The organism is Modestobacter roseus (assembly GCF_007994135.1).
Lineage (GTDB): Bacteria > Actinomycetota > Actinomycetes > Mycobacteriales > Geodermatophilaceae > Modestobacter > Modestobacter roseus.
This window is the reverse complement of the sequence record NZ_VLKF01000001.1, coordinates 1,132,584-1,148,501: the sequence shown is the minus strand read 5'-3', so window position 1 is coordinate 1,148,501 and position 15,918 is coordinate 1,132,584. Positions and strand designations below refer to the sequence as shown.

The following is a 15,918-nucleotide window of genomic DNA, read 5'->3' as shown; positions in this document are numbered from 1 at the left end:
TTGCTGCAGGGGGACGTCGCCGCCGGCCGCATCGTGACCCGTTCGTGATCACCGTTGTGGGTCCGCCGAGCCGCCCACCGCGTGTAGACGGGTGAGCGACCAGCGGGAGGAGCACGGGTGGACGGGCTGAGCTTCGAGGACTTCGTGTCCCGGGAGCAGGCAGCGCTGCTGCGGCTCGCCGTCCTGCTGGCCGGGGACCGAGGGCACGCGGAGGACTTGGTGCAGACGGCGCTGCTGAAGAGCTACCGACACTGGGGCCGGGTCACCTGCACCGGTGACCCGACCGCCTACGTCCGGCGGGTGCTGGTGACCAGCCACACCAGCTGGCGACGGCGGCTGTCGACCACCGAACAGGTCGTCGAGCAGCTGCCCGACCGGGCCGCGCCCCCCGCGACGGAGGACGACGAGGAGCTGCGGGCCGCGCTGCGCGCCCTGCCCCCGCGCATGCGCACTGCCGTCGTCCTGCGCTACTACGCCGACCTGTCCGAGCAGCAGACCGCGGCGGCGATGGGCTGCTCGGCCAGCACCGTGAACACGCAGACCGCGCGGGGGCTGGCCCGGTTGCGCGAGCTGCTGAGCCCACCGGCGTACGCCGCCCGGGAGGAACGAGCCTGATGGAACCCACCGACCTGCACGAGCGGCTGCACCGGCTGGCCGACCGCACGTCCCCGCCGCCGCGCCACGACCTCGCCGACGCCGTGGTGACCCGGCACCGGGCCCAGCGGCGGCAGGCCTTCGCGCTGACCGCGGTCGCCGCCGTGGTCGCCGGGGTCGTGGTCGTCGTGCCCTCCCTGCTGTCACCGGCAGAGCGTGCGTCTGTCGCCACCCCGGTCGTTGCCGACGTCCCGGTCCCGGCCGAGGCCGACGTGCTCTCCGGACCGACCCGCGGGTCTCTCGCCGCCGACACCGCGTTCGTCGAGGACGTGCGCCGCCTGACCTGGACCGAGGCCGACGACCCGGACGCGCCGACCGCTGAGGTCGACCCGCCGCTGGCGTCCCGGCGCGTCGTCTTCGCCGGCGAGGTGGCCGGCGCGCGGTGGGCGCTGGTGGCCGGCACGGACCCGGAGCGGGAGGACCGGGTCGCCGCCGCCTGGTTCACCGGACCGGCCGGTGCCGAGGCCGCGCAGCTGCAGCCGACGTCTCTGCTGAGCGGGACCGACGCCGCGTCCCCGGTCGCCCTGTCCGACGCGGGCACCGGCGCGCTGGTCGTCGTGGCCGCACCGGGCGATGAGATCTCGTTGTCCCGACGACCGGAGGTGCACGCCGACGGCGCCGTGAGCCGCAGCTTCGACCCGGTCGACGCGCCGAACGGCGTTGCCACCGTGGTGCTGCCACCAGCAGCGGGCACCTACGACGAGGCGCTGCGCTACCGGGTCACCCGGGACGGCGCGGAGGTGACCACCGCCATGCCCAGCACCCACCGTTCGGTCGGGGCCTCAGCAGCGGACGATGTCCCGGTGACCTGGCTGCGGGGCGAGCCAGGGGACCGCGGGCCGGTGCTGACCGGTGCCATCGACCACGTCCTGGAGATCACCGGGCTGCCGGCGGAGGAGCTGGAGTTCACGGTCGTCTGGCGAGGGGACGTGCCGGCCTCCACCGCGGACACGGCCCGGGTGGACCTGCTCGCCGCAACGCTCCCCTCGGGCTCGGTCTACCTGGAGGCGGTGCTCGCCGCGACCTCCGCCGACGGGACCGTCGCCAGCACCTGGTGCGCCACCGACCTCCGCGCAGGCGGTCCGGCGCTGTCCGATCAGGTGTTCGCACTCCGCTGCAGCGCGCCGTTCCTGCAGGGAACCGATCCGATCGAGAGCCTGGTCCTGATCGGCCCCCCGGCCGCCGACTCCGCCCGCCTCCTCGACGGCGCAGGCGCCGTGCTTCAGCAGGTGGGCCTCGTCGACGGCGTCGCCGTCCTGCCCCCGTCGGTGGACGTGGAGGGCGTGGAGTTCCTGGCCGCTGGACAGTCGGTGGGCAGCACCCGCCCGCTGGGGTACAACGGCCTGGAGGCCATCGCCGCGACCCCGGGCGGCGGCAACTGACGTGGCGGCCACGGAACCTGCGTCGGTGATCGCGGCGCGCCAGCTGGCCGAGGAGGCGCGGACCCGGCCGCTGCCTGCGCTTCGGCGGCCGGCCCGCCCGCGGCCTCCGCTGCCCCGGCCTGTTGCGGGGACGCCGTGAGGCGCGCGGCGGGCGCCGTGCTGCTCGTCGGGCTGCTCAGTGGGTGCGGTCCGCTCGTCCAGACCGCCTGCCCGGCGATCGGCTGGAGCAACGGGCTCAGGGTCGAACTGCCCGGTGAGTGGGCGGCAGGCGACCCGGTGTCGGTCCTGGTGACCTGCCCCAGCCCCTGCACGCTGGAGGTCCGGGAGGACCAGCCGGCCGTGGAAGGGCGGGAACTCGTCGCCGACGTCGCCGGCGGCACGGCGTCCGTGGCCTTCCCGATGACCAGTCCGGACTCCGTCGTCGTCACGGTGCTCGCCGCGGACGGCGCGGTGCTCGCCGAACGGGACGCCGACCTCGACTGGGTGCGGGTGGGTGGCACCGAGGAGTGCGGCGGTCCCGCCGAGGCGGCCGTCGAGGTGCCGGCGCCGTGATCGTCAGGCGGAACGGGCGTAGGCGGCCGGCGTCGTCCCGAGCACCCGGCGGAAGTGCCGGGTGAGGTGCGCCTGGTCGTAGAAGCCGGCCGCCGTCGCCACCTCGGCCGGTGGCTGACCGGCGAGCAGCAGCCGCCGCGCCCGGTCGATCCGGCGTCCGGTCAGGTACCGGTGCGGCGGCAGCCCGTGCCGGCGGGTGAACGCCCGCACCATGTGCGTGGGGTGCACCCCGAACTCCACGGCCGCCGCCTCCAGGGAGACCCCCTCGACGAGCCGCGCGTCGAGCAGCTCGCGCAGCCGGTCGGCCAGCCGGTCGTCCCGCACGTCGGGCGCGGACCGGACGTCGGCGTCGAGGTGCTGCCGCAGCCGCTCCAGCACGAACGCCAGCCGACTCTCGGCCTCCAGCCCCTCGGTGTGCGGGGCGAGCGCGGCGTGCAGCTGCGACACCCGGTCCCGCAGCGCCCGGTCGGCGAACGCCGGGGAGTCGACGGCCGAGCCGACCCGGTGGGTGCCGAGCGTCGCCGGCTCCAGGTACAGCACCCGCTTGCGGAAGCCGCCGGGGTGCTGCGACCGCCCGTCGTGCGGCACCCCGGGCGGCAGCAGGGTCACCGCGGTGGTGGTGGCGCCGTGCGCGTGGCGGTCCAGGTCGTAGCGCACCGCGCCGTCGTCGATGAGCAGCAACGTCCACGCGTCGTGGGTGTGCGCCGGGTAGACGTGGTCGGTGAAGTGCGCGTGGAAGACCTCGGTCAGCCCGGGGACGGCCGGGCGCCAGGCGCGCACCTCGTCTGCCACGTCAGGAACGTACAAGCCCCGGCCGGGCCCGGTGCCCGACGCTGACCGGCATGGAGACGCTGCTCGACCCGGCCGCTGAGGCACCGGTCGCCGGCCCGCCGTGGCCGACCAAGATCGCCGTCCTGCTGCGTGAGGGGCTGCTGCCCTGGCAGGAGCTCAACGTGACCGCCTTCCTGTCCAGCGCGATCGCCGCGGCGGTGCCCGAGCTGATCGGCGCGCCGTACGAGGACGGCGACGGCACCCGGTACCTGGCGATGTTCCGCCAGCCGGTGCTGGTGCTCACCGGCCCGGCGCAGCTGCTGGGCAGTGCCCGGACCAAGGCGCTGGCCCGGGGCCTGCCGACGTCGCTGTTCACCGCCGACCTGTTCGCCACCGGCGGCGACGCGGAGAACCGCGCGGCCGTCCGGGCGGTGCCCGGCGCCGACCTGGACCTGGTCGGGCTCGCCGTCCACGGCCCGAGGAACGCCGTCGACAAGATCCTCAAGGGCGCCCGCATGCACGCCTGACGGCGCCCCGCGCAGCTCTCGGCGCCGAAACCTGCCAGGGTTTCGGCGCCAAGACCTGGCCGGGCTTCGGCGCCGAAACCTGGAAGGTGGCGGCGTCAGACGGTGACGACGAGCCGCCCGTCCTCCTCGTGCACCGGGTAGACCCGCACCGGCCCCGCGCCCCCGGGACTGGTGCCGTCGGCCCAGCGGAACGTGTAGAGGTGCAGCGGGCAGACGAGCACGTCGGTGTCGGTCTGCCCGTCGGCCAGCGGACCGCCGGCGTGCGGGCAGGCGGCCTGGGTGGCGTGCAGCGACCCGTCGCGCAGCCGGAACACCGCCACCTGGACGTCGCCGGCGACGAACGCCCGGCCCTCCCCCGGCGGCACGTCCTCGACCCGGCCGACCACGTGTGCGGTGCCGGTCGCCCGGGTGCCGAACAGACCCGGTCCGCCGGCCGAGGTCTCGGTGCGCGTGAGGCTCATCGGACCGGCACCTTCGGCAGCTCGACCAGCGGCAACGCGGGGCGGAACTGGCCGGCGGTGGCGGGTTCCGCGCGGTCCTGCGCCCAGGGGTCGGTGTAGGCGTCGATCGAGCGCTGGATGCCCTCGTCGAGGTGCACCACGATGCCCTCGCTGTCCTCCAGCAGCACCTGCTGGAGGTGCGCCAGCCCGACCCGGGGCACGAAGTCGTAGGTGCGCTCCAGCCAGTTGGCGTTCTCCCGGTAGTACTGCACGAACCGCCCGGTCAGCTCCATGACCGCCGCCGGGGAGTCGACCGTGGCCAGCAGGTCGCCCTTCCGCACGCTCGCGCCCGCGGCCCCACCGACGTAGACCTCCCACTTCCCGTTGCCGACCGCGACCACGCCGACGTCCTTCACGTAGGCCTCGGCGCAGTTGCGGGGGCAACCGACCACGGCCATCTTGATCTTGGCCGGGCTCTCGATGCCCTGGAACCGGGTCTCCAGGTCGATGCCCAGCTGGGTGGAGTCGCCGAGACCGAACCGGCAGAAGTCCGACCCGACGCAGGTCTTCACCGTGCGCATGCTCTTGCCGTAGGCGTAGCCGGAGGGCATGCCGAGGTCGGCCCACATCGCGGGCAGGTCCTCCTTGCGGACGCCGAGCAGGTCGATCCGCTGCCCGCCGGTCACCTTGATCATCGGGACCTCGTACTTCTCCGCGACGTCGGCGATCGTGCGCAGCTGGGCCGCCGTCGTCACCCCGCCCTTCATCTGCGGGACGACGGAGAAGGTGCCGTCGCGCTGGATGTTGGCGTGCACCCGGTCGTTGATGAACTTGGCGTCGTTCTCCTGCTCGTAGTCGCTGCCCCAGATCATCCGGAGCAGCGAGGTCAGCGCCATCTTCGACTTGGCGTCCTCCGCACCGCCGGGGGCGAGCGCGGCGAAGACGGCCGACACCGACCGCAGGTCCCGGGAGCGGATCTCGGCCATCAGCGCGGGCTTCGCCAGCGGGATGCCCGGCACGTACCAGCTCGCGGCCGGGTCCTCGACGACGTCGCCGTCGGCGGCCCACTCGACGATCTGCTGCACCAGGCCCTTGCAGGAGCCGCAGCCCTTGCCGGCGCGGGTGGCGTCCATGACGCCGCCGACGCTCGCGCAGCCACCGGCGACGGCGTCGCAGATGGCCTGCTTGGTGACGCCGTTGCAGTTGCACACCTGCGACTCGGCGGGCAGCTCGGCGACGCCGACTTCGGCCGCGCCGTCGGAGAGGTCGACCAGCAGCCGGATCCGCTCCTCCGGCAGCGGGGTGCCCCGGTCGAAGGCCTGGGTGAGGAAGGCGACCTTGCGGGTGTCGCCGAGCAGCGTGGCGCCGATGAGGACGTCGTCGCGGATCACCACCGACAGGTGCACCCCGCGGCGCGGCTCGGAGATGACCAGGAACTCGTCGGCGTCCCGTTCGGGCCGGTTGAGCCCCATGGTGGCGACGTCGACCCCGGCGACCTTGAGCTTGGTGGCGGTGCGCGAGCCGTGGTACTCGGCGTCCGGGTCGGTGCCGGTGAGCACGTCGGCGAGCACCCGGGCCTGCTCCCACACCGGGGCGACCAGGCCGTAGACCTCGCCGCGGTGCTGGGCGCACTCCCCCACCGCGTAGACGTCGGGGTCGTCGGTGCGCAGCTGGTCGTCGACGACGACGCCGCGCTCGACCTCGATGCCGCTCATCAGCGCGACCTCGGTGACCGGGCGGATGCCGGCGGCGAGCACCAGCAGGTCGGCGTCGAGGGCCCGGCCGTCGGCGAGCACCACGCCACGCACCCGGTCGGGCCCGATCACCTCGGTGGTGCGGGTGGCCAGGTGCACGATGATGCCGAGGTCCTCCACCGACTGCTTGAGGATGGCGCCGCCGTCGGGGTCGAGCTGCTGGTTCATCAGGTGGGTGCCGGCGTGCACCACTTCGACGGCCAGGCCGTGGCCCTGCAGCGCGCGGGCGGCCTCCAGGCCCAGCAGCCCGCCGCCGACGACGACCGCCTTCTCGTGCTCGGCCGCCGCGGCGAGCATCGCCCGGGTGTCGTCGATGGTGCGGAAGCCCAGCACGCCGGGCATCAGTGCGCCGTCGGCGGTGCGGATGCCCTCCATCGGGGGCACGAACGAGCGGCTGCCAGTGGCGATGACCAGCTGGTCGTAGCCGGTCGCCGTCCCGTCGGAGGCGTAGACGAGCTTGGCGTGGGTGTCGATCCGCTCGACCCGGACGCCGGCCCGCAGCACGATGCCGTTGTCGGCGTACCAGTCGTGGCTGTTGAGCACGATGTCGTCCTCGTGCTCCTCGCCGGCCAGCACGTGGGACAGCATGATCCGGTTGTAGTTGCCGTGCGGCTCCTCGCCGAAGACGGTGATCGCGAACTGCTCGCCGCCGCGGCGCTCGAGCACCTCCTCGACCAGCCGGGCGCCGGCCATGCCGTTGCCGACCACCACCAGGCGCTGCCGGGAGTCCACGCCGTCGGCCTCGTCCAGCGCGAAGTGCAGCGAGGTCAGCCCCTCGAGGCGACCGCCGAGGGTGGCGCCCATCAGACCTCCACCAGCCCGAGGTCGACGACGACGTCGCCGGTGACGCCCTCCGGGGCGGCCACGTGCAGCTCGACCACGGTGCCGCCGTCGAGGTCCTCGACCACCCGCAGCGGCACGTGCACGTCGCCCTTGGCGCCGATCGGGAACCAGCGCATCGGCTGCCCGTCGCGCACCAGCAGCAGGTAGACCAGCTCGGCGGTGGAGTTGCCGCCGCGGAAGTACAGCGCCTGGGCGGTCTTGCCCTGCGGCACCTCGTAGCGCAGGGCGGGGTCCAGCGGGCCGGGCTTGGCCAGCCCCTCGCCGGTGATCGGGTAGACGCCTTGCAGGAAGCGCGGGCTGCTCTTCACTCGGGTGGTCCTCCTCCGGGACGGGGCGTGCGGCGTGGGGGACGTCGGGCTCTGGTGCGCGAGCGGCCGCGGCTGACCGGTCGGGTCGGGTGGGGCGATCAGCTCCTCGGGCCCGCCGACCCGGGAGACGGCGACGGCGCAGACCTTGAAGGCGGGCATCCGGCTGGTGGGGTCCAGCGCCGGGTCGGTGAGCGCGTTGGCCGAGCTGGCCCCGCCCCAGTGGAAGGGTGCGAAGACGACGTCGGGCCGGACGGCGTCGGTGATCGTGGCGTGGAAGCGGGCCCGGCCGCGGCGGGTGGTCAGCTCCACGACGTCGTCGGCGGCGATGCCGAGCCGGCGGGCGAGGTCGGGGTGCAGCTCGGCCCGCGCGGTGGGGGCGACCAGTTGCAGGCTCCGCGAACGGCGGGTCTGGGTGCCCGACTGGTAGTGCGCGAGCACGCGGCCGGTGGTGAGCACGTAGGGGTAGTCGGCGTCGGGCTCCTCGTGCGCCGGCACGTGCTCCACCCGGGTGAACCGGGCCCGGCCGTCGGGGTGCGCGAACCGCTCGGTGAACAGCCGCGGAGTTCCCGGGTGGTCGGCGGTGGGCACCGGCCAGAACAGGCCCTGCTCGGCGTCGATCCGGGCGTAGCTGAGACCGGCGTAGTCGGCCACTCCCCCGGCGCTGGCCCGGCCGAGCTCGGTGAACACCGTCTCGGCGTCCCCGCTGAACCCCGGGGCGCCCAGCCGCTCGGCCAGCTCGGCGAGCAGCTGCAGGTCGTCGCGGACCTCCCCGGGAGGGGCGAGCGCGCGACGGCGGCGGATGACCCGGCCCTCGACGTTGGTCATCGTGCCCTCCTCCTCGGCCCACATGGCGCTGGGCAGCACGACGTCGGCGAGCTCGGCGGTCTCGGAGAGGAAGAAGTCGCTGACCACGAGGAAGTCCAGGTCGCGGAGCCGGCTGACCATCCGGCGGGCGTCGGGAGCGGAGACGGCGACGTTGGAGGCCAGCACCAGCAGGGTGCGCACGCCGCCGTCGGTGCCCAGGGCGTCGAGCAGCTCGAAGGCGCTGCGGCCGGGGCCGGGGATGTCCTCGGGGTCGACGCCCCAGACGGCGGCGACGTGCGCCCGGGCGGCCGGGTCGGTGATCTTCCGGTAGCCGGGCAGCTGGTCGGCCTTCTGCCCGTGCTCCCGTCCGCCCTGGCCGTTGCCCTGCCCGGTGACCGTGCCCCAGCCACTGCCCGGCCGCCCGGGCAGCCCGAGGGCGAGGGCCAGGTTGATCCAGGCGGTCGCGGTGTCGGTGCCGTGCCGGTGCTGCTCGGCACCGCGCGCGGTGAGGACGATCGACCGCTTGCCGCGGGCCAGGGCGAAGACGATCCGCCGCTGCTGCTGCACCGGCACCCCGGTGAGCCGCTCGACCCGGTCCGGCCAGTACCCCGCGACCCCGGCCCGCACCTGGTCGAAGCCGGTGGTGCGGGCGGCGACGTAGTCCTCGTCGACCAGCCCTTCGGCCAGCGCGATGTGCAGCAGCCCGTTGGCGAGCGCCAGGTCGGTGCCCGGCAGCGGCTGCACGTGCAGGTCGGCGTGCCGGGCGGTGTTGGTGCGCCGCGGGTCGACGACGATGTGCTCGGCACCGGCGGCACGGCCAGCGTCGAGGTACTGCATCGCCGGCGGCATGGTGTCCGCCGGGTTGCTGCCGACCAGCACGACGACGTCGGCCGCGGCGACGTCGCTGAGCGGGAACGGCATGCCCCGGTCCAGCCCGAAGGCCCGCACGGCGGCACCGGCGGCGGAGGACATGCAGAACCGGCCGTTGTAGTCGATGGCGCTGGTGCGCAGCGCGACCCGGGCGAACTTGCCGAACTGGTAGGCCTGCTCGTTGGTCAGGCCACCCCCGCCGAAGCAGCCGACGGCGTCCCGGCCGTGCTCGGCCTGGGTGCGGCGGATCGCGGCGACCACCCGGTCCAGCGCGGCGTCCCAGCTGGTCTCGACCAGCGGGCTGCTGCGGTCGGCCGGGTCGGCGCGCACGAGCGGGCGGGTGAGCCGCTCGGGGTGGTCGAGCAGCTCCGCCGCCGACCAGCCCTTGGAGCACAGGCCGCCGCGGTTGACCGGGAAGTCGGCGGGCACCAGGGTGGCCGGCCGATCGCCCGCGGTCATGGTGATGCCGCACTGCAGCGAGCAGTACGGGCAGTGCGTCTCGGTGGTGCGCGTGCCGACCCCGGGGGTGGGCAACGAGACGGCGGCGGACACATCTAGAGGTTCCGGGGACGCCGTTTCCCGGCGGCTGCGCTCACGTCAAGGTCGCGTTCCGTTCGCCTCACACCTCCCGCTGTGTGGCCGTGAGAGCAGCAGGCGGCTAATAGACCCGCATTCCTAACGTGGAGAAGACACGCAAGTCGGTCACTATTCGAGCCACTGCGCCATCACTCTGACGCGCAACCGCGTAGGCACGACTTGCTCGCGATCCATTGAATTGACCGAGTCCCTTACCAAGAGCCCAAGAGAGTTTGCCGCGTGACCCCCAGGACATTCCCACGAAGCGGTCATGCATGTGCTTCGCGCGCTCTTGGCTATTCAGCACACTTATGTGCACTTCCATAGGAAGACCGTCCAGCACGTTCGAGGCGAGTTGACCCAGCTCTGAAGCCAGATCACTTGCGGGCAAGACCTTCTTGTTGTGCGACCCCCCTACGCCCGTATGAACGAACAACCGCGTGACCCCACCAGCCGCGGCGCGTTGCACGAATCGTGCGAGACCAGAGGCCGCAGGGTTACGCAGTGCATCAGTAACGGCGTACGGGTCGACGACGTCCACCTGGTCGGAGAAATCGAGGATCGGGCCAAACCCGGCGTTGAGGCGACCAGCACAGTCGTCACCCCTTTCAAGTGGCGCAACCTGGGCCGCTCTGCACTGATCAAGGCGAGGGCTACCTAGCACGCCAACTGGAAGTTCTTTGTCGCCCGAACACGTGGGACAGGTTCCCGACTCGTCAGACGCGAATATAAGCCCCAACGGGGCGTTAAGTCGGCACGTAACGCACGACCACCGATTTCTGTCCGAAACGAGGCGACCCCGCACGTACTCGATCCACCGTTGTTGCGTGTCCAGAGGTGCGTCTTTAAGCACCTGGCGCAGAGCTGCCTGCCACTCCACCGATGGGCGAGTCAGAACGGCAGTGTTGACAAGCTTTTCCGCCAGTGCAGTCATTACGTCGTTATCGACCGCGGCGACACCTTGACTCGAAGACGTGGCGGTCAGCACCTCAAACACTCGTCAGATCGTTGCGAATAGGTCTTCGAATCGCTCGTCAAAGAACCCGTCCGGCCAGGGATCAAGAAGCGAACCATCCGCGGCCACGCGCAAGCTTTGCACTACACCCCGTCCTTCGACCGATGACACGTACTGAACTCCCAACGAACCTGCCCGGAACCCAGCAGTCTGGCGTTCACGCATTCGTCGCTGCGCACGTAGGAGTATGTGTTCCGAGTGAGTCTCAACGACGACCTGATTCTTGCCCCTGACTGCGGACTTGATGAGTACATCCGCTAGCCTGGACTGGACCTTTGGATGTAGATGAATCTCCGGCTGTTCGACGAGGATAATGCTATTAGTGTTCCCGAGAAGTTGGACGATTACCGGGAGTACTTGGGACAGTCCAAATCCAACATCCGCCGGACTAACGTCGACCCCTGTGCGTACGTCACTTAGAATTGCGATAGCCACGTCCCCCAACGCATCCTGCACAGCCTCAGACTGGACCTGGTCGACCTTCAGTCGGTACGGAATCTCCAGTTCCCTGAATGCGTCATTGACTTGATCGACGAGCTCACCATGGCGCGCCAAGTGCAACACGAGGCGCTCGCCACGCACACCAACACCGATTGCATCACTGGCTTCGGTAGCCACACGACGAGGAAATTCGCGTAGAGGACCAACGTATACCAGGTCCTCTAGCATTTGATAGAGCTCGAAAGCGAAACCACTCGACCAACTCTGCCACCAGTAAAGAAGGCTCTGCAGGTAGTCGTATCGCGGTGCATCAAAGCTACCACCGAATGGTCGACCAGGCTTTCCGCGGCCATACTCCGCTGGCGACCAATATGGCAACCAGCCAGCCAGTTGACAGCCATGCTTGCGAACCCACTCTCGCAGCCATCGCCTGTCTGCATCCGTGGGCAGGGGCTCGTTTCGCCCTCGATGGCGCGCTTGATCCTCGTACACGGACGACCATTTGTTGATCAGTGCTGCCGAGCTAGCAGCATCCGCCAACCTCATCTCGCCGAACTGCCTATCGAACGCAAACTTTATGTCCGTGTCATCCCCGACGGTAATCTGCAGAAGGCTAGGCTCCCTATCGGCAGCGGATCGCATGCCGAATTTGAGTTCCACAGAAACTCGATGACCAAAGAATCGCGGAGCGGGCGTTCTAACCTGTGTTAGGGATAAGCCCACCGTAATCGCTTTGCTTACATCATGACCGTGGACGAAGGTTCGAAACCCCCCAAGGTCCGCCACCCCGCTACGAAACTCCAGCACCCCTGGCTCGGCCGCGTAGGCACGTTGAACACTCTGCTTCAATAACAGTAGGGCCTGAAATATGCTGCTTTTCCCTGAGGAGTTCGGTCCGTAGATAAGGTTCAAGCCTTGGAAAGTGAGACTTTGGGTCGCGTCGAAGCTCTTGATACCCGCGAACCAGAGCCGCTCAATGCGCACGGGCATGTCTAACACATGCGCGGAAGAAGCTGAAGTCGACACGGTCAGCGAACCGGTCGTGCTGCAGGCGGCGCATGGTGGCTAGGAAGTAGACAACTCCGGACATGGTGCGCACGAGACACGAGGCGTGACAGGCCATGTTGGCCACGCAAGCCACTCGACGTGGCCATGTCACATACAGCCTGCAAGGAAGTCCAGAGCGCTGCGCGTCAACCCGTGCGGCGCACTGTCCGTCAAGATGCCCTTCATGGAACCGAGCGTGCAGGAGCGGCTGGTGGCGACGGCGACCGACGAGATGCGGGTGCCGTTCTGGGTGGTGCTGGCCGGGGTCGGGGTGGGTGCCTTCTGGTCGCTGATGGGCGTGCTGGTCGGCACCCGCGTGGCCCGCCGTCGCTAGCCGGCCCGTCGGACGTGCCGGCTGCTGTGCCACGCTCCCGCGGTGTTCGACGGCGAAGACCTGGTGCGGCTGCTCATCATCTACAGCCTGATCGTCGTCGGACTCGTCGTCTTCCGGCGCGCGCGCATCAAGCGACTCGGGAGGCGGCAGGTCACCGGGACGACACCGGTGGCCGTCCGCACCGTCCAGGGGGTGCACCGGCAGGTTCCCGACCGGTGGCAGCGACGTCTGGCGGAGCCGCGTCCCGGCCGGCTGGACCTCTCCCGGTGGCTCGTGGACGGCCGCAGCCACGTCGTCCTCGACGTGCTGGTCGTCCGGCGCGGGGAGCGGCCGACGACCTGGTGGGAGAGGAGCAGGACCGACGACCTCCTGGACGTCGTGCTGACCGTTCAGACGACCACCGGCGAGCTGGAGGTGGCGGTCGGGCGCGCCCAGGCCGAGTGGCTGCGCACGCAACTGACCCCGATCCCGGTGCTGGACGAGGACTGAACTCAGTCCCACCGGCCGCGCAGGCGCTTGGTCTCCCCGCGCTGCTTCTTGGCCGTGATCCGCCGCTCCTTCGAGCCGCGGGTGGGCTTGGTCTTCCGGCGGGCCGGTGCGGGCGGGGCCAGCGCCGCGCGCAGCACCGCGGCGAGGCGCTCGCGGGCGGCCTCCCGGTTGCGCAGCTGCGCCCGGTGCTCGCTGGCAGCGACCGTCAGCACGCCGTCGACCAGCCGGTTCGCCAGCCGGTCGGCCAGTCGCGCCCGCTGGGCGTCGGTCAGGCCGGGCAGCTCCAGCGGTGCCACGGACAGCTCCACCCGCGAGTCGGCGGTGTTGACCCCCTGCCCACCGGGCCCCGAGGACCGGGAGAACCGCCACGACAGCAGGCCCGCCGGGACGACGAGGGACGCCGTCACCGGCAGGTCTGCGTAGGCGTCGTCCCCGGGCACGGTGACCATCCTCCCTGCTCCGCGCGCCGGCCACGACCGACTTCCCGGCCGACCTGCCAGGCTGCGGCCATGACAGCGCCGTCGACCGCCCCGCCCAGCCCGCTGTCGCTCGGTGCGGCCGCCGTGCTGCTGACCGCCGCCGCCGGCGTCGTCGGGTCGCTGGACTGGCCGGCCCCCCGGCGCACGATGTCCGGTTGGCAGGTGGCCGACGTGCCGACCTCGCTGCTGGCCCTGGTCGTGGGTACGGCGCTGGTCTGCCTCACCGTCGCCGCCACTCTCACCCGCCCGTGGGCGCTCGGCTCCACCACCGCGGCCGCCACGTGGGTGGTCCTGGCGGCGGCGTCGACCTTCGCCCAGGGCTGGAACGACGTCTACTTCGCGGCGCTGGGCAGCGGCGAGGGCCCGGTCATCCCGGTGTTCGACTGGCTGTTCACCTTCGTGCCCGTGCTGCTGGTCGGCGTGGCCGCCCGCCCTCTCGGCCGGCGGGCGCACCTGCGGGCCACGCTCGGCATGGGCACCCTGGTCCTGCCGCTGCTCGCCCTCGGCTGGGCGCTCTACGACGACGGCGGCATCCTGGAGACGCTGCTGGGGTCGTTGTACGCGGCTGCGGTGTTCGGCGTCGTCCCGCTGCTGATCGCACTGGCCATCACCCTGCCGAGGAACCGCCGGGCCACCCCGGTCGGGTGACCGCGGTGACCGGGCACCCCGTTCGGGAACGACCGTGTCGCCCGGTCCGGTGACGGGTGGCCGTTCCGGTCGCGGACCCGCTCACCGAGTGTGACGCTCGGGTGGTGAACCAGGACGCCTCGCCCCGGCTGCACGTGGTGACCGGCAACGCCGTCGCCCCCCTGGCCGACGCCGAGCGCCCCGCCCTGCCGGAGAACCCGGTGATGGCGGACCTGATGCGCCGCGCCGAGGCCCTCGACGCCCGGGCGGCCGCCGGGACCACCCCCCGCGCGATGGGCCCCGCCGGCCTGCTCGGGTCCCTGATCGGGCTGACCGTCCTGCTCACCGTGCTCGGCCGCCAGCCGTGGCAGCTGCCCGGCCGGGACGGCGGCGGGGTGTCCGACGTGCCGCAGTCGCTGGTCTCCTTCCTGCTGATCAGTGTGCTGCTGTGCCTCTGCGGCGCCCGCCTGGTGCGCCCCGCGAGACTGCTGCCGACCGTGCCGGCGGTGCGGCTGTGGTGGGCCCTGGTGCTGGGCTCGGCCGCGGTCTCGGTGGCCGCGGCGCTGTCGCTGGCGTCGTTCTCGACCGCCGCCGAACGCCCCGCGGACCTCCTGGTCCGCTGCCTGGTGCCCGTCGTGCCGGCGGTCCTCGCCGGGCTGCTCGCCTCCACCGCCGGACGGGCTGTCCGCGTCCGGCTGGCGCTCGGCACCGGCCTGGTCACCGTGCCGCTCACCGGCCTCGGCTGGGCACTGCTGTCCTCGGCCCCGGTCTCCACCGCGACGTTCGCCGACGTGCTGGCCGTGACCGGGATCGCCGGCGCCGCCCCGCTCGCGGTCGCCGTGGCCTTCGTCGCGGCCGATCGGCACACCCCGGGTCTGCTGCGCTTCCACCGGGCACCATCGGAGGCGTGACCTCTCTCGCCACCGCGCTCGCCGCCGGCCCGGTCGTCCTCGACGGCGGGCTGTCCACCGAGCTGGAGGCCCGCGGGCACGACGTCTCCTCCGCGCTGTGGTCGGCGCGGCTGCTGCGCGACGACCCGGCCGCGGTCGTGGCCGCGCACGCCGCCTTCGCCGCGGCCGGCGCACAGGTGCTGACCACCGCCAGCTACCAGGCCACCCTCCCCGGGTTCGCTGCGGCCGGGATCGACACCGACCGGGCCCGGGACCTGATCGCGGGCTCCGTGCGCCTGGCCCGGGAGGGCCTCGCCGCCGCCGGGCGCACCGGCTGGGTGGCCGGGTCGGTCGGGCCCTACGGCGCGTTCCTCGCCGACGGGTCGGAGTACACCGGCGGCTACCTGGACGACGTGTCCGTAACGGAGCTGCGCGCGTTCCACCGGCCACGGCTGGCGCTGCTGGCCGAGGCCGGCGCCGACGTGCTGGCGGTCGAGACGCTGCCCGGCGCCGCCGAGGTCGAGGCGCTGCTGGCGGAGCTCGAGTCGCTCGACGTCCCCGCCTGGCTGTCGCTGACCAGCACGACCGGCCCGGACGGCGTGCCACGGACCCGTCGCGGGGAACCGCTGGCCGAGGTCGCCGCGCTGGTCCGGGGCCTGTCGCAGGTGGTGGCCGTCGGGGTCAACTGCACCGATCCGGCCGGCGTGCCCCCGGCCGTGGCGGTCATGGCCACGGCCAGCGGGAAGCCGGCGGCGGCCTACCCGAACAGCGGCGAGCGCTGGGACGCCGCCGCCCGCCGCTGGACCGGGCAGCCCGGCGTCGGCGACGTCACCGCGTGGACCGCCGCCGGGGCGCGGCTGGTCGGTGGCTGCTGCCGGGTACGACCCGCCGACGTCGCCGCCATCGCCGCCGCCACCTCCGCGCACGAGTGAGCAGTTCTGGTCGCCGACGCGCGCAGACACACCAGCGGTGGCGACCAGAACTGCGCACTCGGCGGGCCGCCAGCGGATCGGTTCGGCGCCGGTGACGGCGAACCGTGCATCGGAGACGTACCGCTCCAGCGGAGTGCCCCCCAAGTCCGGGATCTGCCCGCCGGCCTGGCGTCGTGACCCAGA

15 protein-coding genes are annotated in these 15,918 nt (G+C 72.3%); 9 read left to right on the top strand and 6 right to left on the bottom strand.

Features of this window, described 5'->3' with window-relative positions:
• Positions 1–117: 117 nt before the first annotated feature.
• From JD78_RS05520 to JD78_RS05510, 3 genes are all read left to right on the top strand, one after another.
• A complete protein-coding gene (locus JD78_RS05520; protein WP_166521016.1) occupies positions 118–615 on the top strand; it encodes a SigE family RNA polymerase sigma factor in 498 nt (165 codons plus the stop codon).
• Entirely contained in the window at positions 615–2,036 is a 1,422-nt protein-coding gene (locus JD78_RS05515; protein WP_153362571.1) for a hypothetical protein, read from the top strand. Before JD78_RS05520 ends, JD78_RS05515 begins: the two co-directional genes overlap by 1 nt.
• Positions 2,037–2,171: 135 nt before the next feature.
• The gene (locus tag JD78_RS05510; RefSeq protein WP_153362572.1) at positions 2,172–2,588 is read left to right on the top strand and encodes a hypothetical protein; all 417 of its coding nucleotides are present in this window, start codon (positions 2,172–2,174) and stop codon (positions 2,586–2,588) included.
• A 3-nt stretch (positions 2,589–2,591) separates the two neighbouring features.
• Here the strand turns inward: JD78_RS05510 and JD78_RS05505 are convergent, their stop codons facing one another.
• Entirely contained in the window at positions 2,592–3,380 is a 789-nt protein-coding gene (locus JD78_RS05505; protein ID WP_166521015.1) for a helix-turn-helix domain-containing protein, read from the bottom strand.
• Between the two features lie 50 nt (positions 3,381–3,430).
• Here JD78_RS05505 and JD78_RS05500 point away from each other — a divergent pair, with 50 nt between their 5' ends.
• On the top strand, positions 3,431–3,886 hold the full coding sequence (locus JD78_RS05500; protein ID WP_153362725.1) for a DUF2000 domain-containing protein: 456 nt from the start codon (positions 3,431–3,433) through the stop codon (positions 3,884–3,886).
• Between the two features lie 95 nt (positions 3,887–3,981).
• Here the strand turns inward: JD78_RS05500 and JD78_RS05495 are convergent, their stop codons facing one another.
• The 4 genes from JD78_RS05495 to JD78_RS22845 form a co-directional block, all read right to left on the bottom strand.
• The gene (locus tag JD78_RS05495) at positions 3,982–4,347 is read right to left on the bottom strand and encodes a Rieske (2Fe-2S) protein (RefSeq protein ID WP_166521014.1); all 366 of its coding nucleotides are present in this window, start codon (positions 4,345–4,347) and stop codon (positions 3,982–3,984) included.
• Positions 4,344–6,884 (bottom strand): nitrite reductase large subunit NirB, encoded by a 2,541-nt coding sequence (gene nirB, locus JD78_RS05490; protein ID WP_166521013.1) that lies wholly within the window; start codon positions 6,882–6,884, stop codon positions 4,344–4,346. Before nirB ends, JD78_RS05495 begins: the two co-directional genes overlap by 4 nt.
• Positions 6,884–9,457 carry a molybdopterin oxidoreductase family protein gene (locus JD78_RS05485; protein ID WP_243730982.1) on the bottom strand — a complete coding sequence of 858 codons (2,574 nt, stop codon included), beginning with the start codon at positions 9,455–9,457 and terminating at the stop codon, positions 6,884–6,886. Before JD78_RS05485 ends, nirB begins: the two co-directional genes overlap by 1 nt.
• Positions 9,458–10,481: 1,024 nt before the next feature.
• Positions 10,482–11,927: an AAA family ATPase gene (locus JD78_RS22845; protein WP_153362549.1), complete on the bottom strand. Its 1,446-nt coding sequence runs from the start codon at positions 11,925–11,927 to the stop codon at positions 10,482–10,484.
• 241 nt (positions 11,928–12,168) lie between these two features.
• Here JD78_RS22845 and JD78_RS05475 point away from each other — a divergent pair, with 241 nt between their 5' ends.
• Entirely contained in the window at positions 12,169–12,318 is a 150-nt protein-coding gene (locus tag JD78_RS05475) for a hypothetical protein (protein WP_153362550.1), read from the top strand.
• Positions 12,319–12,360: 42 nt separating this feature from the next.
• Positions 12,361–12,807, top strand: coding sequence for a hypothetical protein (locus JD78_RS05470; RefSeq protein WP_166521012.1), 447 nt, complete (start codon positions 12,361–12,363; stop codon positions 12,805–12,807).
• Between the two features lie 2 nt (positions 12,808–12,809).
• Here JD78_RS05470 and arfB read toward each other — a convergent pair whose 3' ends face one another.
• Positions 12,810–13,256 (bottom strand): alternative ribosome rescue aminoacyl-tRNA hydrolase ArfB, encoded by a 447-nt coding sequence (arfB, locus tag JD78_RS05465; protein WP_153362803.1) that lies wholly within the window; start codon positions 13,254–13,256, stop codon positions 12,810–12,812.
• Positions 13,257–13,316: 60 nt separating this feature from the next.
• On the opposite strand from arfB, the gene JD78_RS05460 reads away from it, so the two are divergent.
• The 3 genes from JD78_RS05460 to mmuM all read left to right on the top strand — a co-directional run bounded on the left by JD78_RS05460 (position 13,317) and on the right by mmuM (position 15,735).
• Positions 13,317–13,934 (top strand): hypothetical protein, encoded by a 618-nt coding sequence (locus JD78_RS05460; protein WP_166521011.1) that lies wholly within the window; start codon positions 13,317–13,319, stop codon positions 13,932–13,934.
• 104 nt (positions 13,935–14,038) lie between these two features.
• The gene (locus JD78_RS05455) at positions 14,039–14,824 is read left to right on the top strand and encodes a hypothetical protein (RefSeq protein WP_153362682.1); all 786 of its coding nucleotides are present in this window, start codon (positions 14,039–14,041) and stop codon (positions 14,822–14,824) included.
• The gene (gene mmuM / locus JD78_RS05450; RefSeq protein WP_166521010.1) at positions 14,821–15,735 is read left to right on the top strand and encodes a homocysteine S-methyltransferase; all 915 of its coding nucleotides are present in this window, start codon (positions 14,821–14,823) and stop codon (positions 15,733–15,735) included. The genes JD78_RS05455 and mmuM overlap by 4 nt, the downstream gene beginning before the upstream one ends.
• Positions 15,736–15,918: the final 183 nt, after the last annotated feature.